19 protein-coding genes and 2 tRNA genes are annotated in these 22,501 nt (G+C 68.1%); 3 read left to right on the top strand and 18 right to left on the bottom strand.

The window, feature by feature from the left end:
* Positions 1-22 precede the first annotated feature (22 nt).
* The 13 genes from GZ998_RS02735 to GZ998_RS02675 all read right to left on the bottom strand — a co-directional run bounded on the left by GZ998_RS02735 (position 23) and on the right by GZ998_RS02675 (position 12,246).
* Positions 23-727: a crossover junction endodeoxyribonuclease RuvC gene (locus GZ998_RS02735; RefSeq protein WP_161924098.1), complete on the bottom strand. Its 705-nt coding sequence runs from the start codon at positions 725-727 to the stop codon at positions 23-25.
* A 33-nt stretch (positions 728-760) separates the two neighbouring features.
* Positions 761-1,522: a YebC/PmpR family DNA-binding transcriptional regulator gene (locus GZ998_RS02730; protein WP_161924099.1), complete on the bottom strand. Its 762-nt coding sequence runs from the start codon at positions 1,520-1,522 to the stop codon at positions 761-763.
* Between the two features lie 183 nt (positions 1,523-1,705).
* The gene (locus GZ998_RS02725; protein WP_161924100.1) at positions 1,706-2,344 is read right to left on the bottom strand and encodes an NUDIX hydrolase; all 639 of its coding nucleotides are present in this window, start codon (positions 2,342-2,344) and stop codon (positions 1,706-1,708) included.
* Positions 2,328-3,530: a PrsW family intramembrane metalloprotease gene (locus GZ998_RS02720; RefSeq protein ID WP_161924101.1), complete on the bottom strand. Its 1,203-nt coding sequence runs from the start codon at positions 3,528-3,530 to the stop codon at positions 2,328-2,330. The genes GZ998_RS02725 and GZ998_RS02720 overlap by 17 nt, the downstream gene beginning before the upstream one ends.
* On the bottom strand, positions 3,527-4,186 hold the full coding sequence (locus GZ998_RS02715; RefSeq protein ID WP_237564381.1) for a hypothetical protein: 660 nt from the start codon (positions 4,184-4,186) through the stop codon (positions 3,527-3,529). Before GZ998_RS02715 ends, GZ998_RS02720 begins: the two co-directional genes overlap by 4 nt.
* Positions 4,187-4,241: 55 nt before the next feature.
* Positions 4,242-5,423: a glycosyltransferase family 4 protein gene (locus GZ998_RS02710; protein WP_162680016.1), complete on the bottom strand. Its 1,182-nt coding sequence runs from the start codon at positions 5,421-5,423 to the stop codon at positions 4,242-4,244.
* 7 nt (positions 5,424-5,430) lie between these two features.
* The gene (locus GZ998_RS02705; protein ID WP_162680017.1) at positions 5,431-6,414 is read right to left on the bottom strand and encodes a phosphatidylinositol mannoside acyltransferase; all 984 of its coding nucleotides are present in this window, start codon (positions 6,412-6,414) and stop codon (positions 5,431-5,433) included.
* Positions 6,411-7,049, bottom strand: a complete 639-nt coding sequence (pgsA, locus tag GZ998_RS02700) for a phosphatidylinositol phosphate synthase (RefSeq protein WP_161924103.1) — start codon at positions 7,047-7,049, stop codon at positions 6,411-6,413. Before pgsA ends, GZ998_RS02705 begins: the two co-directional genes overlap by 4 nt.
* Before the next feature lie 11 nt (positions 7,050-7,060).
* On the bottom strand, positions 7,061-7,678 hold the full coding sequence (locus GZ998_RS02695) for an HIT domain-containing protein (protein WP_374939152.1): 618 nt from the start codon (positions 7,676-7,678) through the stop codon (positions 7,061-7,063).
* 82 nt (positions 7,679-7,760) lie between these two features.
* Entirely contained in the window at positions 7,761-9,803 is a 2,043-nt protein-coding gene (gene thrS / locus GZ998_RS02690) for a threonine--tRNA ligase (RefSeq protein WP_162680018.1), read from the bottom strand.
* A 105-nt stretch (positions 9,804-9,908) separates the two neighbouring features.
* A complete protein-coding gene (locus GZ998_RS02685; protein ID WP_219108841.1) occupies positions 9,909-10,127 on the bottom strand; it encodes a hypothetical protein in 219 nt (72 codons plus the stop codon).
* A gap of 333 nt (positions 10,128-10,460) precedes the next feature.
* The gene (locus GZ998_RS02680) at positions 10,461-11,423 is read right to left on the bottom strand and encodes a hypothetical protein (RefSeq protein ID WP_219108838.1); all 963 of its coding nucleotides are present in this window, start codon (positions 11,421-11,423) and stop codon (positions 10,461-10,463) included.
* Positions 11,424-11,511: 88 nt separating this feature from the next.
* Positions 11,512-12,246 (bottom strand): TIR domain-containing protein, encoded by a 735-nt coding sequence (locus tag GZ998_RS02675; protein WP_219108836.1) that lies wholly within the window; start codon positions 12,244-12,246, stop codon positions 11,512-11,514.
* 173 nt (positions 12,247-12,419) lie between these two features.
* On the opposite strand from GZ998_RS02675, the gene GZ998_RS02670 reads away from it, so the two are divergent.
* Together GZ998_RS02670 and GZ998_RS02665 are read left to right on the top strand one after the other, a co-directional pair.
* Positions 12,420-14,354, top strand: a complete 1,935-nt coding sequence (locus tag GZ998_RS02670) for a site-specific DNA-methyltransferase (RefSeq protein WP_219108835.1) — start codon at positions 12,420-12,422, stop codon at positions 14,352-14,354.
* A gap of 3 nt (positions 14,355-14,357) precedes the next feature.
* Positions 14,358-16,835, top strand: coding sequence for a DEAD/DEAH box helicase family protein (locus GZ998_RS02665; protein WP_219108833.1), 2,478 nt, complete (start codon positions 14,358-14,360; stop codon positions 16,833-16,835).
* A gap of 1 nt (position 16,836) precedes the next feature.
* Here GZ998_RS02665 and GZ998_RS02660 read toward each other — a convergent pair whose 3' ends face one another.
* The 5 genes from GZ998_RS02660 to GZ998_RS02640 form a co-directional block, all read right to left on the bottom strand.
* The gene (locus GZ998_RS02660; RefSeq protein ID WP_219108832.1) at positions 16,837-17,001 is read right to left on the bottom strand and encodes a hypothetical protein; all 165 of its coding nucleotides are present in this window, start codon (positions 16,999-17,001) and stop codon (positions 16,837-16,839) included.
* A 16-nt stretch (positions 17,002-17,017) separates the two neighbouring features.
* Positions 17,018-18,058, bottom strand: a complete 1,041-nt coding sequence (locus tag GZ998_RS02655) for a GNAT family N-acetyltransferase (RefSeq protein WP_257504950.1) — start codon at positions 18,056-18,058, stop codon at positions 17,018-17,020.
* 185 nt (positions 18,059-18,243) lie between these two features.
* Positions 18,244-19,509 (bottom strand): carboxylate--amine ligase, encoded by a 1,266-nt coding sequence (locus GZ998_RS02650; protein WP_219108830.1) that lies wholly within the window; start codon positions 19,507-19,509, stop codon positions 18,244-18,246.
* An 85-nt stretch (positions 19,510-19,594) separates the two neighbouring features.
* Positions 19,595-19,666 (bottom strand) — tRNA-Val (locus GZ998_RS02645).
* A gap of 1 nt (position 19,667) precedes the next feature.
* Positions 19,668-19,740: transfer RNA gene (locus GZ998_RS02640), tRNA-Gly, on the bottom strand.
* A gap of 449 nt (positions 19,741-20,189) precedes the next feature.
* On the opposite strand from GZ998_RS02640, the gene glgX reads away from it, so the two are divergent.
* Positions 20,190-22,501, top strand: a 2,312-nt coding sequence (glgX, locus tag GZ998_RS02635) for a glycogen debranching protein GlgX (protein WP_219108845.1), incomplete at its 3' end; no start/stop codon positions are given.

The raw sequence follows: 22,501 nt of genomic DNA, 5'->3' as shown, positions 1-22,501 counted from the left end.
CCTGTTCGGCATGGTGCTGACTCTAGCGTGTTCGGCGGCGGGGGTCGACGGCGCCGGTGCGCCGTGCACGTGCCTGCGCGGCGGCCCATGCCTGCTGCGCCGGGGTACGAGCCGAGGCGCGGATCGACCCGCCGGCCGAGACCATATCCGTGCTGCCGTCAATCCCGGTGCCGCCGCCGCGCCACCCGTGGCAGATCGCCTGCGCGAGCGCATCAGCGGCGTCCGCCGGCCGCGGCGGGGCGTCCAAGCCGAGGATGCGCTGCACCATCGCCTGAACCTGCGCCTTAGTGGCCGTGCCGGAACCCGTGACCGCGGCCTTGGCCTCACTCGGGGTGTGCTGGGCCACCTCCAGGCCGGCGCGGGCACCCGCCACCATGACCACGCCAATAACCTGGGCCACCGAGATCACCGATCGCAGGTTGTCGTGCGCGAATACGCGCTCGACCGACATACTGGTAGGCGCCAGCCGCGCAATCCAGTCGTCCAGCGCGTCGGCCACGGCCATCAGCCGCAGCTCCGGACTGTCTGAGGCCGGAGTGCGCACCACCGCCACCTCCACCAGGCGGGCGCGGCGGCGTGGATCGATATCCACGCAACCCAGACCGCAGCGCGTCATGCCCGGGTCGATGCCCAGCACGCGCTGCTCGGCCACGGCACGGCGGCGCGCGGCCCGCCGCCCGGCCCGCTCAGTGGCCAGCGGCGAGGGACCGGCCGACGTTTCGGTCATTGCCCGGACGCGAGACAGTGCTGTGCGGGGCCGTCAGTCGTCCGCATCCAGCTCGGCGGCAACCGCAGGCGTGATGTCGACGGAGGTGTAGACGTTCTGCACGTCATCCAGGTCCTCCAGGGCGTCGATCAGGCGCATCACCTTGCGCGCGCCCTCAACGTCAACCGTGACCGTGGTTCCGGCGACGAACTGGGACTCGGCGGACTCGTAGTCCATGCCCGCGTCGGTCACCGCCGTTCTTACCGCCACCAGGTCGCCCGGCTCGGAGATGATCTCGAAGGACTCCGCGCCCTCCACTACCTCCTCGGCACCGGCATCGAGCACCGCCATGAGGATCGTGTCCTCGTCGATGCCCTCCCCCTTGGCAACTTCCACCACGCCCTTGCGGGTGAAGTTGTAGGCGACCGAACCGGGATCAGCCAGGGACCCGCCGGTACGTGTGAAGGCCACGCGTACATCCGAGGCAGCCCGGTTGCGGTTGTCGGTCAGGCACTCGACCAGGAAGGCAACGCCCTCGGGGCCGTAGCCCTCATACATGATGGTCTGCCAGTCCGCACCGCCGGCCTCCTCACCGGAGCCGCGCTTGACGGCGCGGGTGATGTTGTCAGCCGGCACGGAGTTCTTCTTGGCCTTCTGGATGGCATCGAAGAGAGTCGGGTTACCGCTCGGGTCGCCACCGCCGGTGCGGGCCGCGACCTCGATGTTCTTGATCAGGCGGGCGAAGAGCTTGCCGCGCTTGGCGTCAATGGCGGCCTTCTTGTGCTTCGTGGTGGCCCACTTGGAGTGACCCGACATGTGTTCTCCTTGTAGTCTTCCGTTCCTCCAGCCCGGCGGCGGGCGGGAGGCCGCTAACGAACATACCGACGCCTATCCTAGGGGATCGGTCAAAACACGCCGTCCTGCCAAGATCGGTCACGGGTGCCCGCGGCTCCTGGGGCGACGGCACGAGCCGGCCGACCGCCCTGGCCTCCACCGGGATCAGTGCTCGACGACATGCCGCACCCGGCCATCCCAGCCCTCCATAAGCTCCCGGGCCAGTGCGGGCAGCATGCGCGGGTACACGGTCATCCCGGCTGCAACGGCGGCGTCGAGCTCATCCAGTTCCCACCAGCGCAGCGAGTCCAGCAGCTCACGTTCCGTGTCAGTCCAGCCCGACTGGTCGACGACGTCGTCCCCTGCCGCCAGGTGGGTCAGGTAGAACAGCTCGTCCTGCCTACAAGTGACCCGGTTGAAGGCGAACACGGCTCTGCGCTCCACCACGGGGCCGGTGAAGCACGCCTCCGCCAGGCCGATGCCGGTCTCCTCAGCCAGTTCGCGCCGGGCGCCGCCAAGCGGCGTCTCACCCGGCAGCAGGCCGCCTCCCGGCGTGAACGCCCAGGAGCGGGAGGCGTCGCTGAAGTCGTGCCCGACTACCAGCAGGATTGCCGGTCGTGGATCCCGGCGCAGCGCAATCACCCGCGCAGCCCGCCGAAACGGCAGGCCCTCGGCGTTGAGCCGCCACTCATCCGGATCCAGCAGCCGCCTCCAGTTAGCCGGCACTCGCCGCGGGTCGCGCCCATCGGCGGCCAGCCCGGCAGCCCCGCCACCGTGGGGACGGCGCTCACCGGGTGAAGACATACCGGTTCTCCATGATGGCCGTCAGGAGGGCGGCCTCGTGCGGGGCGAAGTCGGCGTCCGCGTGCCCGTCGATCGCCTGCTGACGCAGCTGCGCCAGGGCGGATGCACACCCGAGGAACTCACGCATCGCCCGGGCCTGCTCCGCGCCCCGGCTCCTGGCCCAGCGGAGGGCCGCCGCACGGCCGGCACCGGTGGTGATCATGGTCACCTCGGCGGGTGAGAACCAGCCGGCACGCTGGTAATCAGCCAGCCGTTGCCGCATGGTCAGGCGCTCATTCCAGCGCAGCCAGAGCACCAGCCCGATTGCCGCCATGAAGAACGGCAGCGCCACGTAGAAGTACAAGGACGGTTCGGTTATCAGCATGCCGTTCCAGAAGGCGTGCAGCACGATCGCGCCGGCCAGCCCCAGCGGCGCGGTCCACACCCAGGCCAGGGGCGAGCGCATGCGCGCACTCGCACCGATCGCCAGCCCAGTGCAGGCGGTGAAGGTCACGTGCGCAAACGGCGAAGCGATACCGCGCAGGAGGAAGGTCATCAGCAGCGTGTCGGAGGACTGCACGAAGTACAGGATGTTCTCGGCGAAGGCGAAGCCGGCAGCGACCACCGCTGCGTATACGATGCCGTCCACGGCGCCGTTGAAGTTGCGCCGCCAGATCAGGAAGATGACGAGCACCCCCAGCCCCTTGGTGACCTCCTCGATTATCGGGGCACTAACTACGGTTAAGACGAACTCGCCCCCGCTTACGGAGCCGGTGGCGGCCGATACCAGGAGTGATGCGGAGGTGTTGACCACCAGGGAGATGACGGTGGCCACACCCGCGCCCCAAAGGAAAGCGGCGGCCAGTAGCCCCGGCGGTTCCGGTTCCCAGCGGTCGATCCAACGCACCGTGGCCATGACGATGCCCAGCGGCACGAGCGCCAGCAGGATGGAGACCAGTAGCTCCGAGACCGGCCCGCTCGATGAGGCGTAAATGGTCAACAGCATCAGCGCCAGGCCTAGCGCACCGACACACGCCAGCACCGTACTGGCCACGGTTCCGCGATGCCGGTGCACCATCGCCTGCGGAGTCCACAGCGGCGCGGGGCGGGGCTGGGTGGAGCCAGCCGGAGGGTAGCCGGAGCGCTGGTAGCCGGGCCGCGGTGCCCACGACTCTCCGGGGCCCGGGTTGGTACCAGAAGCGCTCATGACTGCGGCTCCTCCTGGACGCCCTCCACCTCTGCGGTAGTGGCGTCATCGATGTCGAAGGTCTGGGGAAGCGGGGCATGACCTGCCAGGTGCAGCAGGCGTACATCGAGCGCGCCGCGCAGGCGCCGGGCCTCGGCCACATGGGTGTTGTGGAAGCGGCGCGCCAGCACCAGCCGGTATGCGGCACGATCAAGGCGCTCCAGTGACTCGTTTCCCCGCGGGTCGCCGTTCAGCGAAACGCGCGTTGACGGGTCGAGCACCGCACGGATCACGCGGGTTAGGTCCGACTCGATGCGCATCCGCGTGCGCGTGCCCCCGCCTTCACCGGTAACGCGCCCGGGCGCATCGGTGTCCAGCCCGTCCTCAACCAGCGGGCCCTCGGCATCGAGCGCGTCATATGCCGCCCGCGACAGTATCAGCGCCGACGCCGGATCGAGCAGCCCGGTGGCCGCCAGATCTGCCGCCGCCTGTGCCCGGTGCACCAGCTGTGCCTCAAGGGTGGCGCGCGAGCCCAGTACCTGTCGGTGGAGCCGATCCACCCGCAGAGCCTTGGCATACAGTGACCAGGCCACGGCGAGGACCACGAGTGCGATCATCAGGATGACCACTGCGGGCAGCAGCCAGGCGGGCGGGCCGCTGCTAGCGGCAGCCGCCATGGGCCAGGGCATGGCGGGGACGGTGAGTAGTGGAGTCAACTTCGCGAGCATCCGGTCAGTCCTCAAGGGCGTCGCGCAACCGGCCGACCATGGTGCGCGAGCCCGGGGCCACGGTGACGCGAGTATGGGCGGTGGACAGGGCCATGTCGTACACGTCGAGGATGGCGTCGGTGACCGCCGACCAGTCGTAGCGGCCCACCACCGCTGCGGCGGCCGAGCGGCGCTCCTGGGCCGCCGCGGGATCTGAGAGTGTGCGGATGATGGCGCGGGCCAGATCGGCCCCGTCACCGTTGCGGAACAGGTAGCCGTAGGCTCCAGCCCCGAGCACGTCGGAGAAGGCCGTCAGGTCGGATGCGACCACATTGGTGCCCGCCGCCATGGCCTCCACCAGCACAATGCCGAAGGACTCCCCGCCGGTCTGCGGTGCGACGTAGCAGGAGCAGGAGGCCAGCATGGCGGCCTTGTCAGCGTCGGAGATGCCGCCTAGGAACACCACCCGGTCACCGTACTGGGCCAGCGCGGCCCGCTCGGCCTCGGCCTCTCCGCGCCCGGCGATGAGGAAGCGGGCCGCGGGCACCTGCGCCAGCACCTCCGGGATCGCATCCGCCAGGACATGCAGTCCCTTGCGCGGCTCGTCCAGGCGGCCCAGGAAGGAGATCGTGGGCGCCTCCGGCGTGCCGACGAAGCGCGGATCGTCCTTGGGCGCCTGTGCGAACGGGGCGACGTCGACGCCGTTCGGGATCACCACGGCGTCACCGCCGTGATATTGGATCAGCGTGCGGCGGGCCTCCTCGGAGACGGCGATCCGGGCAGCCAGCTTCTCCATCAGCGGCACCGCCACCGGGGAAAGCAGCTCGCGGGCGAGCGAGCGGTCCATGGCGGCGTGGAAGGTACCGACCACCGGACCCGATGACGCCTGCAGCGCGAGCATGCCCACGCTGGGAGTGATGGGCTCGTGGATGTGCAGCAGGTCGAAGTCGCCGGCGGACAGCCAGCGGTGGGCGCGGCGCGCAACCGCAGCGCCGAAGTTCAGGCGCGCGACCGACCCGTTGTAGGGGATCGCGATGGAGTCACCGGCACTGGTCACCCACTCGGGCAGCTCCAGGTCCTGCGAGGCGGGTGCGAGCACCTGCACCTCGTGTCCGCGGCGCATGAGCTCCTGGGCCAGGTCCATCACGTGCACCTGGACCCCGCCGTGGGCATCCAGTGAGTAGGGGCAGACGATACCTATCCTCATGACTTCCTCATGACTCCGGCTCCTGCTGGGCGGCCTCGGCCGCGTGCCGCCGGGCGAGCCGCTCGTGGTCCAGATCGGCGTCGAAGACCGGTTGCAGCATATGCCAGTCGACGGCGTGCTCCGCCAGCCGCGGCGAGAGATCCGCCACCCACGAACGTGTCCAGGCCGCGGTCTTCTCCCGGCCCTCCAGGCCGACGGGCGCATCCACCGGCCGGATGGTCAGCACGATCCCCCAGGCGGAGCCGGCCCGGCGGCGCCGCTCGCCCTCCAGGCGCTCGTAGTGCAGGGAGGCGTTGTATAGCGGCACCCCGAGCCTCACCGCCAGAGCGGCCGGACCCGCGGCCACGCGCGCCGGGTGCCCCCCGAGCTCGGTCAGTACACCGGTGCTGGAAAGGTCGCGGTCGGCCAGCAGCGCGACCGCATAATGGCCCTCCTGCGCGGTTTGAACCAGGCGGTCGAAGACCTTCTCGCCGCGGCCCTGGCCAATGACCTTCACACCGAGGGACTCACGGAAGCTGACGAACTGCTCGAACAGGTCAGCGGGCTCGAGCCGCTCGGCGACGGTAAGCACCTGGGCCAGCTCCTGGCAGGCCCAGGCTGCGGCCAGGTCCCAGTTGCCCATGTGCGGCAGCGCGATGACGATGGATCCGCGGGCGAGATCCTCGTAGGCACGCGGGTCGACCTCGGGGCGCACGCGGGCATGAACCTGTTCCATGCTCATGCCGGGCAGGGCGAAGGCCTCATAGAAGTACCGCATGTAGGAGCGCATGCCGGCGCGGGAGGCGCGCCGTATCTCCCGTCGGGAGGCCTGCGGCAGCAGGCGCGCCAGGTTCTTCTCCAGCTGGCCTACACCCTGTTCGCCACCGCGCAGCCGGTGCGCCGCCCAGGCGGCGTCGGCCCCCAGCGCGGACAGCCCGTAGCCGACGGGTGCGGGCAGCTTCCGCACGTGCCGCCAGGCAAAGCGGTACAGGTCCTCAATGCCGACGCTCACCGCCGCACCCCCTGCGGCGCACGCGCCAGCTGCTCATGCACGGTCGCAATCCGCTGGATGACCGTAATCAGGCTGGCGGCCGCGATCAGGGCCAGTGCCCCTGTGAGCACCCACGGCGGCGCACCCAGCCCGACGGCGAGCACGCCGACGGCGGCGATCACCAGGCGGTCGGTGCGCTCAGCGATACCGACGGCGGCCTTGGCTCCAACTGACTCGGCGCGGGCACGCGCGTAGGGCACTGCCGCGGCGAGCACTACCACGCACACCGAGACGGCGACCGTCCAGGTGCGCAGCGTTCCCGGCTGCAGGTGCAGGGCGGCCCATACGGCCAGGGAGCCGAAGACAGCGCCGTCCGCCAGGCGGTCCATGGTGGAGTCCAGGAAGGCGCCGAAGTCGGAGGCGCTGCCCGTCAGGCGGGCCAGAATCCCGTCGAAGGAATCGCCGATCAGCACAAGCGCCAGCAGCACCGGGCCCAGGATGAAGCGTCCTTGGGGCAGGGTAAGTACCGCGACGGCGATGGTGGCCACCGTACCGGCGACGGTGAGCATATTGGGGGTGACTCCGATCCTGGCGAGCAGCCGGGCGGGGCCGGTGAATAGGGCCCGGGTAATGCCTCTTCCGTGTTGTCCGAGCATCAGCGGGCTCCTCAGTGGTTCGGGTCGGGGCGGGCGGCGGGTCCCGTTCCCGCGGGCGCCGCGTCCCATGCCGCGGCGAGCCGGTTGCGCTGTTCGCCGAGCAGCTGCGGCACGGGCTTGGTCTTGCCGATGATCGGCATGAAGTTGGCGTCGCCGGTCCACCGCGGCACGATGTGCTGATGCAGGTGGGCGGCAATGCCGGCGCCGGCGACCTCGCCCTGGTTCATGCCCAGGTTGAAGCCGTGGGGATGGGACACCGCACGCACTACCTCCATGGCCCGGGCGGTGAGCCGCCCGATCTCTGTCCGCTCGGCGTCCGTGGCCTCGGTCCAGTCCGAGACGTGCCGGTAGGGGCAGATCAGTAGATGGCCGGTGTTGTAGGGGTAAAGGTTCATCAGCACGTAGGCGGTCTCGCCGCGGTGGACGATGAGGGCGTCCGTGTCGCTGCGGCCGGGCGCGGCGCAGAACGGGCACTGCGAGGCGCTGTCGTTGGTCGGCTTGTCCTGGCCGCCGATGTAGACCATGCGGTGTGGGGTCCACAGGCGCCCGAACGGATCGGGTGTATCGGCCGGCTGGAACGGGGCCTCGATACGTACGCCGTCGACCACGGTGCCCTCCAGTTCGCTCAGCGTGGGCGCCGGCCCGCCCGCGTCCGCCTGCGTCCCGGCCGGCTCGGGGGCACCCGCCGACCCGGCGGTCTGGTCGGTAACGTCAGTCACGGGTGAGCTTCTCCCCCGCCGGGTCATTGATGCGCTCGGCGATCACGTGGGTGATGTGTGCCACGGCCTCGTCCACGGGCACGCCGTTGGTCTGCGAGCCGTCGCGGAAGCGGAAGGAGACCGCGCCGGCGTCGGCGTCCTCCCCGCCGGCGATCAGCGTGAAGGGGACCTTCTCCTTGGAGGCGTTGCGGATCTTCTTGCCGAAGCGGTCGTCAGAGTGGTCCACCTCCACGCGCACGCCCCGCGCGCGCAGCTTGGCGGCCACGTCGTCGACGTAGGCGTCGAAGGCCTCGGCCACGGGCACCAGCAGCACCTGCACGGGTGCGAGCCAGGCGGGGAAGGCGCCGGCGTAGTGCTCGGTGAGCACGCCGATGAAGCGCTCCACGCTGCCGAGCTTGGCGGCGTGGATCATGATGGGGCGCTTGCGCGTGCCATCGGCGGCCGTGTACTCCAGGTCGAAGCGCTCGGGCTGGTTGAAGTCGTACTGAATGGTGGACATCTGCCAGGTGCGGCCGATGGCGTCCTTGACCTGCACGGATACCTTCGGCCCGTAGAAGGCCGCGCCGCCCGGATCGGGTACCAGTTCCAGTCCGGTGGAGTCGCACACCTCCTGCAGGGTGCGGGTGGCGGCCTCCCAGTCCGCGTCCGAGCCGATGAACTTGTCCTTCTTCGCGCCGTCCTCATCGCGGGTGGACAGCTCCAGGTAGAAGTCGTCCAGTCCGAAGGCCTTGAGGATCGACAGGAAGAACTCGATCTGCCGCCGGATCTCCTCCCCCGCCTGCTCGGGAGTGCAGTAGGTGTGGGAGTCGTCCTGGGTGAAGCCCCGCATGCGGGTCAGCCCGTGTACCACGCCGCTCTTCTCGTACCGGTAGTCGCGGCCCATCTCGAAGAACTTCAATGGCAGCTCCCGGTAGGAGCGACCCCGGGAGCGGAAGATCAGGTTGTGCATGGGGCAGTTCATGGCCTTGAGGTAGTACTCCTGGCCGGCCTTGGTGAGGTTGCCCTGCGCGTCACGCTCCTCGTCGGCAAGCATGGGCGGGAACATGGTGTCCGCGTAGTAGGGCAGGTGCCCGGAGGTGTGGAACAGGCCGCCCTTGGAGATCTCCGGGGTGTGGACCAGGTCATAGCCGGCCTCGATGTGCCGGTCGATTACGTACTGCTCAATCTCGTGGCGCAGGATGCCGCCCTTGGGGTGGAAGACGACCAGGCCGGGGCCGATCTCCTCGGGGAAGGAGAACAGGTCCAGTTCGGCGCCGAGCCGCCGGTGGTCGCGGCGGGCGGCCTCGGCCATGCGGGTCTGGTAGGCCTTCAGGTCCTCCTTGCTGGCCCAGGCGGTGCCGTAGATGCGCTGCAGGGAGTCGCCGTTCTGGTCGCCCTTCCAGTAGGCCGCCGAGGAGCGGGTCAGGGCGAAGCCGTTGCCGATGAGCCTGGTGGAGGGCAGGTGGGGGCCGCGGCACAGGTCCTTCCAGGCGACGGTGCCGTCGCGGCGGACGTTGTCATACATGGTCAGTCCGCCCGCGCCGACCTCCACGGAGGCGGACTCGGCGCCGGCGCCCTTGGTGGTGATCAGCTCCAGCTTGTAGGGCTGGTCGGCCAGTTCGGCCTGCCCCTCCGCCTCGGTGATGTCGCGACGGCGGAAGGTCTGGCCCTCCTTGACGATGCGCTTCATGCGCTTCTCGATCTCGCGCAGCAGCTCCGGGGTGACGGCGTCGATGCCGCCGAAGTCGTAGTAGAAGCCGTCGGTGATGAAGGGGCCGATGCCGAGGTTCACGTCCGGGAAGAGCTCCTGGACGGCCTGGGCCATCACGTGGGTGGCCGAGTGCCGCAGGATGTTCAGCCCGTCCTCGCTGTCCAGCGTAATGGGCTCAACGACGGCGTCAGCAGGCAGGACGCGGTCCAGGTCCCAGGGCTCGCCGTCCACCTTCATGGCCACCACGTCGCGGGCGCCCGCGAACAGTGCGGTACCCGTAGTGCCCGTCTCAATAGTGCGCGGTGCGCCGTCCAGGCTGATGGTGAGTGTGGGCTGGGGTGACACGGATGCTCCTTTTGATCAACTGATCAGCTCGGTGCGAGCTGTACTGGTGCTCGCACGCAGGGGATCATACCGAGTACCCAGCGTACCCAGCGGGACCGGCCCGCCTCAGCGGCCGAGCCGGGCGCGCACGGCGTGACGCGCGCGACGCGCCTGCACCAGGGCCCGGTACTGCAGCGGCCGTACGGCCACGTCCCAGGCGCCGTAGTAGGCGACCACCCACGCCTCGGTCTGCTCCAGGGGCGCCGGGGTGCAGCCGAGCGGGATGCGCACCTGCCGGGCGCTGAGGGTAATGGGAGCTTTTACAGGTTGCTCTGGGATCGCCAAAGCGGCACGATTCCGCCAGTAGTTTGAGTTGCCCAGACCGGTCCCCAGAGCCGGGATCGATATGCTCCCCCACTCGCGGTCCCGATTTCTTCCCGCTGGCCTTGGGATTCCGGCGGGCTGCCAGGGGTTGGCCGAGAGGGGCCTGTGAGGGCGGCATGCGGAGGCTATCAGGGCGGGGGCCGTCGCCCGCTCCCGACCCGGTCAGGGACAGGGGAAAACCATAAGGACCTCGTGCTTCCGGAGGTAGGTGAGCCGACTGTAGCCTAAGCGTGGTTAATCCAGTCGTCGCAGGGCTCGCCGGGGTGCTTTGCGGATGTAGAGGTGCTCCGGGCATCAGTTGGATCCCATGAGCCCCATGAGGGCCGTAGCGGCTGTCGTGACAGTGACCGTAGTGGCGGTCTCGATCCCTTTGGTGGTGACCAGGTTAGCTAGGCGCCGGGCCTGGGCAGCGGCTCGGGCGAGCAGAGACTTAGAGCCGGTGTCCTCGGCCTCGTCGATCTTGGCGACGACGTCATCGACCTGGGAACGCATGTCGTCGGGAAGATCTTCGTAGAGGGATTCGAGGGCGATGCGGAGGTTAGCGGTCGCCTGGTCGACGTTGACGATGACGTCCTGGTGGACGTCGCCGTTGGCGCCGATGGCGACAGCTCCGCTGGTGATGGTGCCAACCGTCGTGTTGTAGATCGGTGCGGACGGGGTGCTGACGTCGGCTAGGAGGACGGGACGCGATGAGCGCAGACAGATGCGGCCCTCGGCAGTGATGCCGAGTGGGATGACGGCACCTCCCCACGTGACCTGCGCATTAATGAGCCCGAGTTCATCCAATTCGAGGACCGCAGCCTCGACGCTGTCGTCGGGCAGGGGCTCAGCCAGCACGGTGACTCCTGCCGCCCGCATGGGCTCGGTAGCCACCTCCTGGTGTCCGTGAGTCAGCAGAAAGCTCAAGACGAGGAGTCCGACGGCCGCGTGTCGTGCGTCGGGGTCCGAGGCGATCTGGGCGCGGGCGGACTCCACGGCCTGGCGTCCTGTCGGGGTGACCGCGACAGTCGGGGCTCCACCCAGGCTAGTGTCATCCAGACCAGCGACAAGCCCGGACGCCTGGAGGGCCGTCAAGTCCTCACGGAGGGTGCCGGGCAGTGCTGGGAAAGAGACGGCCAGCGCCGCGGCAGCCGGAGCGGGGTCGACCTCAGCGCCCTCTTCGGCGTCCTCGTACAGGTGGGCGAGCAGGTTGAGGCGGCGCAGGTCGACCTGGGTCGCGGTGACGAGGTTACTGTTCACGGGCACGGCATTGGACATGGGGGCGGCCCTCCTGGTGGCGGGGTTCGCAGCTGACGGGCTCCATCCTGCCGCCGGGCGGCGACACGAAGGAGGGCTCGCTTGCGGGTCAGGCTGTGGCGGGTTCGGGGTGAATCTGGTCGGCGATCTTGGCGGCGATGGTCTCCAGGTCGTCTTCCTCGGTGCTGAGTCCCGTACGGCATGCGAGGAAAGGGCTCTCGTCGAGGAGGTCGTCGAAGGTGACATCGTGGGCGATGGGGATGACGCGGTCGCGGCGGAGGAGGACGCCGAGTTCCCGGTCGGCGACCCGTCCGGCTCGGAGGCTCGCGAGCATGTTAGGAGTGACCAGGACGATACCGACCTTAGACATGCGCAGGCCCTGTTCAATGTCGCGCATCATGTTGCCGCCGAGTGGGAGGTCATCCTCGGAGAACCAGACAGAGACACCGAAGCTGACGAGGAGGTCGGTGAGTTCGCGTGCGATGCCTTCGCGGTCTCCCCATGCGTGGCATAGGAAGACGTCGCGGCGGTCTGGGTGGGTGATAGCTTGGCGTGCGGCTTCGCGGGCGACGGGCGCGAGGGTCTGTTCCTGGGCGGGCGTGTAGGTGATACGCGGACGGGTGGTGCGGGTGAGGCGGTCGGCCTCGCGCTTGATGGCCTGCTGCTGTTTGCGTTGGAGGCTGGCGGCGTCGCGTTCAGCCTGTCGCTGCGCGTCTCGGACGGCGCGGTCGATCTTGGCCTGTGTGGTGCGTAGTTCGGAGCGCATCTGGCTCTCGGCTCGCCGTTGAGCGGTGCGCATCTGGGACTTGATCTGTGAGGTGGACGGGATGCGGTAGTTGGTCACGTTCTCTCCCTAAAATTGGGCTACCGAGGCAGCCCTCGGTTCGGGGGCATTATCTCACCGACCACCGACACGAATATGCGTCCGCAAACGCATCCGAGCCAGCCACACAGGATGTGGGTGCTTATAGTATCGGGAGGTCAGCCACAACCACGCCCAGGAAGCCCCGCGAAGCCATGCAGCGCAACCCAAAGGGACGCCTCGAACTCACATGGATGGGCAAGGAGTATGCCCTCATCCCCAATGAAGAAGGCGTATACGACTACGCCTGGGTCGACCCCGAGGACCCCCGCGCCCGCGAGGTGAAGTCCATCGACGTCGTCGACACCGTCGGCGCGACCGACGGCCCCACCGGCGCCGGCGAGAACCTGGTCATCCAGGGCGACTGCGGCGATGCCCTGCGCTCCCTGGCGACTATCCCCGAGTACCGGGCCAAGTACGCGGGCAAGGTCAAGTTGGTCTACATCGACCCGCCGTTCAACACGCACCAGATGTTCGAGCACTACGCCGACCAGTTGGAGCACTCGGTGTGGCTCACTCTCATGCGCGACCGCCTCCGTGAAGTCCGCCCACTCCTGTCCCCCGACGCCTCCGTCTGGGTGCACCTGGACGACGCCGAGGTCCACCACATGCGGACGCTCCTGGACGAGGAGTTCGGCGCAGATAACTTCGTCACCACCGTCGTTTGGGGTAAGTCCGACACGAGCCGGAACGACGCCGCACAGTTCTCCGTTGACCAGGACTACCTCTTGGTTTACTCGCTGAACAGCGGCTGGAGCCCAAACCGCCTGCCAAGGACTGTGAAGCAAGACTCCATCTACGGCGCCCCCGACGGCGACGATCGCCGATGGCTCGCCAAGCCCGGTCATGCGCCAGGTGCGCGGACCCATCAAGGCATGGTCTACGCGATCCAGTCGCCATTCACTGGAGAGTTGATGTATCCACCCGAGGGAGGGTGCTGGCGACTTGGCGCCGAGCGGATGTTCGAGGAGATGAACAAGTGGGCGCCTTATCGCCTCAAAGTCATTGACGACGCCACGGACCGCGCTCGTATCTGCGGAGTCAAAGCCGAGAAGGTCAGGAAGGACGTTCCTGCTTTCCTGCTTGACGTCGATCTCTCCGAAGCCCAGCAGAGCGCCACAGCCGTTCAGCAGGGGCCTTGGCCGACGGTCTTCTTCATCGCCGACGGCACTCGTCTCCAAGTGAAGGGCTACCTCCCCGAGGGAGGCACGACTCCTAGAACAATCTGGGACCACCGCGCAGTCGGGAGCAATCGGAACTCGAAGGCCGAGATCAAGGCACTTTTTCCCGGTATAACACCGTTCTCTACACCAAAGCCCGAAGCTCTCCTGGAGCGGATCATCACGCTGGCAACAGACCCCGGCGACCTCGTCCTCGATTTCTTCGCAGGGTCAGGTACTACCGCCGCCGTCGCCCACAAGATGGGGCGCCGGTGGATCACCGTCGAGTTGCAGACCAGCACCGTAGAGGCATTCATCCGCCCCCGGCTAACCAAGGTCGTCGAGGGGACGGACAAGGGCGGCATCTCGACCCGCACCGAGCGCGTCGCCACCGCCGACCTCCCAGAGGGGATGAGCCCGCAGGAGGCGCAGACGTTCAACACGCTCCTGACACGCGCAGCCAAGGGACTGGACGGCCTCGACCCGAAGACCATCAAGGCACTGCGTGACGCCACACGCACGAAGTACGAGACCACGACCCTGTGGGAGGGAGGTGGCGGCTTCACCGTCGCGAAGGTCGGGCCGTCCATGTACGAGGTGGACGACTCCGACGGCGAGGTCTTCCTGTCCCCGGCGGCCGTCAACGGCACCTGGTCGCGGGCCATCGCCGGTCAGCTCGGATTCACCCTGACCCCAGACCACCCCGTGTTCTGCGGCGTGCGCCGCCGCCAGCGCCTTGCCGTCGTTGATGGCATCGCCGACGAGCAGGTAGTGTGTGCCGTCGTCGCATCCCTGGCTGAGAGCGAGAAGGCCGTGATCATCGCCAAGGGGTACCTGCCGCAGGCGGCGGACCTGCTGGCGGCCCTGTCACCGGGGTCCAGGTTGAAGAAGGCTCCGCAGGATCTCTTCCCGAAGGGGACGGTGAACTGACTCATGGCACCCCAAATCACCCTGGACGTGGCGCTTGTCGACGAGATTGCAGCACGGTTCGACCTGCGAGCCCCCAACCGCGACGCCCTCAAGACCCTCGTGGAGCGTCTGGGAGCGAGCGAGGACCAATTCGTGGAGCTGGTCGCCGACCTGGCTACAGGCGTCGGCAAGACATTCCTGATGTCCGCGCTCATCGAGTACCTGGCGCAGCAGGGCGTACGGCACGTCCTGGTCGTCACTCCCGGGTCCACAATCCAGGCCAAGACGGTCGCGAACTTCGATGCCGCCTCCGCCAAGTACGTGGAGGGCGCCGACATCCCCCCGTTCGTGATCACCCCGGAGAACTTCCAGACCGCGAACGTCGGCATGGCGCTGCGCGACGGACGCCGCCTCAAGGTGTTCGTATTCAACGTGCAGCAGTTGCTGCGCCCCACCGCGAAGGTGTCTCGCAAGACCCGGCAGGCTGACGAAACCCTTGGACAGGCCCTGTACGAGTACCTGGAGAACACCGACGACCTGTACGTGATCGCCGATGAGCATCACGTCTACCACGAGAAGGCCAAGGCATTCTCCGCCGCCTTGCGCGACCTCCACCCGCGGGCACTGATCGGCCTGACCGCCACCCCCGACCCCGCCGATACCCCCAAGATCGCCTACGAGTACACGCTCGGTGAGGCCATCGCCGACGGCTATGTGAAGACCCCCGTCATCGTGTACCGGCCCGACGGCACCCACGACGAGCGCAGCCAGTTGACTGACGCCTGCCAGCTCCTGCGCCGCAAGGAGGAGGCGTACGCCGCCCACCGGGCACTCAACCCAGACGCGCCCAAGGTGCGTCCAGTCCTGTTCGTCGTCGGCCAGACCATCGAGCACGCCCACGAGGTCGCCCAGATGCTCGCACAGCCCGGCCTCATCGGCGACGGGGCAGCCGTCCTGGAAGTCACTTCACAGTCCTCCGACGAGGCCCTAGACGCCCTCAGCCACGTAGAGGATCCTGACTCCCCCATCCGCGCCATCGTGTCGGTGAATATGCTCCGCGAGGGTTGGGACGTGAAGAACATCGCCGTCATCGTCGCCCTGCGGCGCCTCGCCTCCCAGGCCCTGACAGAGCAGATTCTCGGCCGCGGCCTGCGCCTGCCGTTCGGGCGGCGCACCGGCATCCCGATGGTCGACCAGGTCGACCTGGTCGCGCACGACTCCTACCGGCAACTCCTCGCCCAGAAGGACATCCTCACCGCCCGCACCATGCCCGGCGGCACCGCCCCCAACACGGACGCCACCGGTGCTGCCCCGGTGCCCCACATCCCCGACGCCACCCCCGGCGAGGAGGCGGACAACACGACCTCAGAAGCGGGCTCAGGCTCGGGCGCTCCCGAGACGCCGACCGCCACCGACAACACCGACCAGGGAACCACGGGCACCAGCACAGACACCTGGGACATGGGCAACTTCATGATCCAAGAGGTCCAGCCCCGAACCGAGCAGCCCGCCCCCGCCTTCGCCCACCGCACCGACGGCGCCCCCACCATCACCTTCCCCCGGTGGGAAGCCGTCTTCGAGCCTGCGGTCTTCCGTCTCGCCTCCATCCCACTGGGCGACGCTCGGGCCGTGGGCGCCCGCTTCATCCACGAGATTCCCACCTGGCTGTCCCGCGACGCTCTCGAAGCCGCCCGCGAGGCAAACCACGTCACCATCACGACCACCCCCCAGCAGCAGGAGGAGGCCCAGCAACCCCTCGTCGGCCTGAACACCATCCGCGCAGAACTCATCGCGATGATCCTCCACCAGCCCGAGGTCACCGCCTCCCTCGCCGAGAAGAACGGCGCCAAGGCCATTGTCAATGCCTTCCTCACCGGCGCGGGGGTCACGAGCGAGAACACCACCGCCGAGTGGGGTATCCAGCGTCAGCAGTTCGCCGCCGACGGACTCGCCCGGCTTATCCGCGAACGTATCGCCAACCGCCCCTCGGTCGTCAACTACCGGTTCCGCAACGTCACACTTCCCCTCGAACCCGTTCCCATGGATGCCAACGCCCCCAACGCCTACGACACCGTCAACTTCGTCAAGCACCAGGAGTACTGCGGCTGGCAGCACAACATCATGCCCACCGCCTCCTTCGACGCCGCCACCACCGAGTGGGCTCTCGCCAAACTCCTTGACCGCGACCCGAACATCACCTGGTGGCTGCGCATTTACACCGACGGCGACGCCTTCATCCCGCTCGCCAACGGCCGCTACTTCCCGGACTTCATCGCTCTCGACAAGGACGGCACCCACTGGGTGATCGAAGGCAAATCCGACAAGAACGCCAACGACCCCAACGTCCAAGCCAAGAAGGAAGCCGCCGAGACGTGGGCCCGCGACGTCAACTACGACGGCCAGTGCGGCACATGGCGCTACATGTTCGCCACCGAGACCTCTATCAAGAACTCCGGCAACTCCTGGTACGGACTCCTTCTGGCAACCAACCCCGACCAGTAATTCACATCAAGAGGGCGTCGATGAGGTCGCCCTGCTCGCAGAGTGGGAGCAGGTCCAAGTCGCCCGCGAGCCCTACCGCCTCCATACCCACGGCCACCGCGGTGACCACGCCACCATCGAACCCGCCGTCAAACGCGGCCAGGCCGTCTGCAAGCACAACAAGCAAGCCAACCGCCCCCGCCTCAGCGGCCGAGTCTGGCACGCACCGCGTGACGCGCGCGACGCGCCTGCACCAGGGCCCGGTACTGCAGCGAGCGCACGGCCACGTCCCAGGCGCCGTCAACCTCAGTGGGGTGCCGCGCGAAGCGCCGCTTGTACCGGCCCACGCTGTACAGCTCCGGCACGCGCGTGGACTCCGCCCCCATCAAGTCCAGTCCCCACAAGCCCTCCTCGGCCAGGGCGCATGCCACGGCCCAGTCCAGCGCCTCCGCGCCCCGGAATCCGCGCGATGCGTCGGAGGATGCGCCGTAGTAGGCGGCCGCGTGCTTGCCGGAGACCGTCACCAGGTCCCAGCAATGCGGCACGCCGTCGCGCCGCAGCACAAACAGGCGGGCGTGCTCCGGCCCGAGGCTGGTGAGCATGTCCCAGTACACGCGGGCGGGGTGGGGACGGAAGCCGTCACGCTTCGCGGTCGCTACCAGCACCTGGTACACGGCATCAAATTCCTCGCGGCCCAGTCCGGTCTCCTCCGCAATCGTGCAGCCGGCCTCCCGCGCCACGCGCTCGGCGCGGCGCACCCCGCGGCGCCCGTCCTTCGGCATGGCTGCGCGAATCTGCTCGGGCGTGCCCGGGCGCAGGTCAATCACGTAGGTGCGGTCGTAGGTGATGGAGCCCATGAGCGGGAGCGTGTCCGACGCTTGGAAACGTGCATGCATGCGAATGAACACGATGCGCCGGTCACGGCGCCGCACCTCGGCAACCAGCAGCCGACGCAGCTCGGCCTCGCGGGCGGGCGTCTGCTCCCCCAGCCACACCGGCCCGTGCTTGGCCCACAGAAAGAACCAGCGTGACACCGAGTACCGGTACAGCGCGATCACCGCGACGTACTTGCCGTCAACCGTATAGGCGTACCGGCCGAACAGCTGCCGGCCCTGGCTGCGTTCGAATGCCTCCCACGGCTCGGTCTGCTCCAGGGGCGCGGCCGTGCCCCCGATCGCGAGTCGCATCTGACGGGCATCAAGGGAAACGAGGCTGCCGGGGGCAGGCGGCGTCGCTGTGGGCATGAGGAGGCACTCCTGTGAGAAAACTGTGTTTATCCCACGATAGGCGCCTGTGCCCGCAAAACGCCCTCATACCACAGGATGATCCCGGACCCTGATTTCTCCTCCGGGAGATCCCTCGCCCCCATCCCTGAGGAAGGGGGGCGCCCAGAGTCCTGAAGCAAACCGCCGTACTGGACGGCCGTGCGTCAGTACTCGCCTGCCGGGCGCCGGCGCCGCAGCAGCGGCTTGGGGTGGTAGCGGTGGAACTTGCGGTCGTGGTTGAGCTTCTGCGCGGCTACCAGCAGGCGCCTGCGCGGTGAGCGCTCGGCAGGATCCAGCAGCGGGTCCACGGCGCGTGGCACCAGTCGCAGCACCCGCCTGCGCAGGGCCGGATCGTCAAGCTGGTGCAGCACGAGGTGATGCGGCAGCAAGCTGTAAAGAACCTCTCCGCGCGCTTCGCGGCGAGGGCCCGGTCGGCCGTCAACCAGGTCGGAGATCATGGGTACCATCGGATTGACGCCCGCAGCACTCATGTAGAAGGAGTTTCTCCCGATACGCGGGTTGACCTCGAAGAAGACGGCCCGCCCGTCACGCGGGTCGATCTTGATGTCAAAGTTGGCGAAGCCGCGGTACCCCACGGAGGCGAGCAGGCGCTCCGCCCCTTCCCACAGCTGCGGGTAGGGCTCGGTGATCATTGCCACCGGGTTTCCGATGAGGGTGGGCGCGTGATCCTCGAGCAGCACGCGGGCCGAGCCGATGACCGTCGTCTCCCCGGTTGAGGCGATGTAGGCGGTTACGGACCGCATGGCATCGTCCTGACCGGGGATGCGCTCCTGAATCAGGAAGGTAGAGTCAAAACCGGCCCGGCGCAGGTCCTCCCACAGGGCGTGCAGCTGCTCCGGGGTGTCGAGGAAGTAGATCTTCCGCTTGCCGTCGAAGTCCAGGTTGTCCCAGTCCGAGCCGATGGCGGCCTTGCCCACCAGTGGGAAGGGGATGTCGATCTCCGGATCGCCTCCGGCCAAGTCCTGCCCGGTAATCTCAACCTGCCGGGGGGTGTGCAGCCCCAAGTCCGCGCAGGCCCGCGCAAAGGCGACCTTGTTACTCAACTCGTCCATGGCCTGAACCGAGGGGAAGGGCACCACGTACTGCGGCTCGAGTTCCTCCCGGTGCGCGGACAGGTCGCGCGCTACCGAGTCGCGGTTCGCCATGACGACGGCGCTGCGCTCCGCGCGGCCGTCCACCAGTTCACGCAGGCAGCCGATCATGGCGGCGGTGTCCGTTGACACCTGTGGCACCACGTCGATATAGGCCGACAGCCCGATGGCCTCGATCGGGTGCGCCGACAGCAGCTTGACCCGCTGGCCGGTGGCGTCATGCAGCTGCCGCGCCAGGGCGTAGGCGCCGATGTCACCGCCGATTACCACGGGAAGCAAATCCGGCCGGGCGGGGAGCTGGCGCTGCGAGCGGGGCAAGTTGGACCTCCTGGAGGTTGGCCCGAGCTGCCGGGCCGCAGTTAGAAATGAAGACCTCGGACGGCGCGGTCCGAGGTCTTGCCAGTGGGCGATACTGGGATCGAACCAGTGACCTCTTCCGTGTCAGGGAAGCGCGCTCCCGCTGCGCCAATCGCCCGAGCGGATGACGGGACTCGAACCCGCGACCCTCACCTTGGCAAGGTGATGCTCTACCAACTGAGCCACATCCGCGTGCTGCACTCCGTGGGGAGGCACGCGAGAAAACTAGCAGAGCGCTCCGGACGCTGACAAATCCTCTCGCCACCGCACGGCGATGAGCTCGCTCACGGCACCCCTCCCAGGGCCTGAGTAGTGCGCGCGCACGCATCGCCCAGCACGCTCCTGCGAGCGCAGCTCCGAATCCAAGTCGTGCGCACGGTTCCCGTACTAGGAAGCCAATCCGTGGCACAGTTGAGCCCATGCACAGTCCCGAGACAACCTCCGCCGACTTGCCGGAGCGTTCCACGCAACCCGATGAGCGGCGCACCGACGGGCCACAGGAACAGCCGGCGCCAGCGCCCGCCGCCCGATTTGCGACGGCGCCACGAACGGAGCCACGCAGGCAGGCACCGCCGGAGGAACCGCCCGGGGATCCGGTGGAGGCTCTACCTAAGGAACTGCCGGAGGAGCCGGCGGAGGCTCTGCCCGAGGAGCCGCCTGCGGAGCAGGCCCTGCCCGAGCGGGCGGTCTGGCCGGGACGCCCCTACCCGCTGGGTGCCAACTACGACGGCTCGGGCACCAACTTCGCCCTGTACTCCTCCGCGGCGCAGGCCGTGGAGCTGTGCCTGTTCGACGACGCCGGCCGCGAGACCCGCATCCCCCTGACCGAGGAGGACGCGGACGTGTGGCACGCCTACTTGCCCTCCGTGCAACCCGGGCAGCACTACGGGTACCGGGTGCACGGCCCCTATGACCCGGCGCACGGGCACCGCTGCGACCCCTCCAAGCTCCTTCTGGACCCCTATGCGAAGGCGATCTCCGGCGAGGTCACGGGTTCGCAGGCGCTTTACTCATACGACTTCAACGATCACTCCGCGCGCAATGAGGAAGACTCCGCGCCTGTAACCATGCGTTCGGTGGTGGTGTCCCCCTACTTCGACTGGGGGCACGACCGCCCGCCCGGCCACCAGTACCACAACACGATTATCTACGAGGCCCATGTCAAGGGCATGACCAAGCTCAATGAGCGCATTCCGGAGCACTTGCGCGGCACATACGCCGGCCTGGCCGAGCCGGCGGTAATCGAGCACCTCAAGAACCTGGGCGTCACGGCGATCGAGCTGATGCCCGTGCACCAGTTCGTCAACGACACCTTCCTGCAGGACAAGGGACTGTCCAACTACTGGGGTTACAACACCATCGGCTACTTCGCACCGCACAATGCCTACGCCGCTCACGGCTCCGACGGCCAGCAGGTGCAGGAGTTCAAGACGATGGTGAAGGCCTTCCACGAGGCCGATATCGAAGTGCTCCTGGACGTGGTCTACAACCACACCGCCGAAGGCAACCACATGGGCCCCACGCTGTCCTTCCGGGGTATCGACAACGCCGCGTACTACCGGCTGGTGGACGGCGACCAGGCGCACTACTTCGACACCACGGGCACCGGCAACTCCCTGCTCATGCGCTCCCCCGCCGTGCTGCAGCTGATTATGGACTCGCTGCGCTACTGGGTAACCGAGATGCATGTGGACGGCTTCCGGTTTGACCTGGCCTCGACCCTGGCCCGGCAGTTCCACGAGGTGGACAAGCTCTCGGCATTCTTCGACATCATCCACCAGGACCCGATCCTGTCTCAGGTGAAGCTGATCGCGGAGCCGTGGGACGTCGGCGAGGGCGGTTACAACGTCGGGGAGTTCCCCGCTTTGTGGAGTGAGTGGAACGGCAAGTACCGGGACACGGTACGCGACTTCTGGCGGGGGGAGCCCTCCACCCTGGGTGAGTTCGCCGCCAGAATCACCGGCTCCTCGGACCTGTACGAGCGTTCCGGCCGGACTCCCGTATCCAGTATCAACTTCGTCACTGCCCACGATGGCTTCACCCTGCACGACCTGGTGTCCTACAACCAGAAGCACAATGAGGCCAACGGCGAGGGCGGCGCCGACGGCGCATCTGACAACCGGTCCTGGAACTGCGGCGCGGAGGGCCCCACCGACGATCCGGAGGTACTGGCGCTGCGGGGACGGCAGGTGCGCAATTTCATCGCCACAATGATGTTCAGCCAGGGCGTGCCCATGCTCTGCCACGGCGATGAGATGGGCCGCACCCAGGGCGGGAACAACAACGGCTACTGCCAGGACAATGAGATCACCTGGGTCAACTGGGACCTGACAGAGGAGCAGGAGGACCTGCTTGAGTTCACTCGTAGCATGATCCGCCTGCGCCGCGAGCATCCGGTGCTGCGGCGGCGCCGATTCTTCACCGGCGAGGCCGGCCATGGAGGGGAGTCGGAGCTCGGTGAGATCGAGTGGCTCAGCCCCTCGGGCGCGCGCATGACCGACGAGGACTGGGATACCTGGTACGCCCGGGCGATCACCGTCTTCCTCAACGGCGACGCCATCCACGAGCCCGACGAGCGCGGGCAGCGTATTCGCGACGACTCCTTCCTGGCACTGTTCAACGCCTCTGCGGAGGACATCGTGTTCACCCTGCCCGGAGCTGACCACTCCCCCCGCTGGCGCACGGTGCTAGACACCGCCCCGAGCACGGCTCCCCGCCCCGAGCAGGTGGCGACGGGCTCCGGCGAGGAGTGGCGGGCCGAGCAGGAGGTGACAGTGGAGGCGCACTCCATGCTGTTCCTCATTTCGGTGCCTGAGCCCGAGCCGGACCCCGCCCCGGACCGGCGCCAGCGCGAGCGGACGCTGCCCGACGCCGCGGCCAAGCCGAGTGACACGCCCGACGCCGCGGCCAAGCCGAGTGACACGCCCGACGCCGCGGCCAAGCCGAGTGACAC

Origin of the sequence: Actinomyces sp. 594, from assembly GCF_019325145.1 — a bacterium.
GTDB lineage: Bacteria > Actinomycetota > Actinomycetes > Actinomycetales > Actinomycetaceae > Actinomyces.
The sequence above is the reverse complement of the archived record's forward strand: the minus strand, read 5'-3'. Positions and strand labels throughout refer to the sequence as shown.

What these genes read in the sequence shown, in the direction of transcription:
- GZ998_RS02735 (WP_161924098.1), bottom strand. Translation starts at nt 727, where the DNA reads ATGACCGAAACGTCGGCCGGTCCCTCGCCGCTGGCCACTGAGCGGGCC.
- GZ998_RS02730 (WP_161924099.1), bottom strand. Translation starts at nt 1,522, where the DNA reads ATGTCGGGTCACTCCAAGTGGGCCACCACGAAGCACAAGAAGGCCGCC.
- GZ998_RS02725 (WP_161924100.1), bottom strand. Translation starts at nt 2,344, where the DNA reads ATGTCTTCACCCGGTGAGCGCCGTCCCCACGGTGGCGGGGCTGCCGGG.
- GZ998_RS02720 (WP_161924101.1), bottom strand. Translation starts at nt 3,530, where the DNA reads ATGAGCGCTTCTGGTACCAACCCGGGCCCCGGAGAGTCGTGGGCACCG.
- GZ998_RS02715 (WP_237564381.1), bottom strand. Translation starts at nt 4,186, where the DNA reads ATGGCGGCTGCCGCTAGCAGCGGCCCGCCCGCCTGGCTGCTGCCCGCA.
- GZ998_RS02710 (WP_162680016.1), bottom strand. Translation starts at nt 5,423, where the DNA reads ATGAGGATAGGTATCGTCTGCCCCTACTCACTGGATGCCCACGGCGGG.
- pgsA (WP_161924103.1), bottom strand. Translation starts at nt 7,049, where the DNA reads ATGCTCGGACAACACGGAAGAGGCATTACCCGGGCCCTATTCACCGGC.
- GZ998_RS02680 (WP_219108838.1), bottom strand. Translation starts at nt 11,423, where the DNA reads ATGTCCAATGCCGTGCCCGTGAACAGTAACCTCGTCACCGCGACCCAG.
- GZ998_RS02670 (WP_219108835.1), top strand. Translation starts at nt 12,420, where the DNA reads ATGCAGCGCAACCCAAAGGGACGCCTCGAACTCACATGGATGGGCAAG.
- GZ998_RS02665 (WP_219108833.1), top strand. Translation starts at nt 14,358, where the DNA reads ATGGCACCCCAAATCACCCTGGACGTGGCGCTTGTCGACGAGATTGCA.
- GZ998_RS02655 (WP_257504950.1), bottom strand. Translation starts at nt 18,058, where the DNA reads ATGCCCACAGCGACGCCGCCTGCCCCCGGCAGCCTCGTTTCCCTTGAT.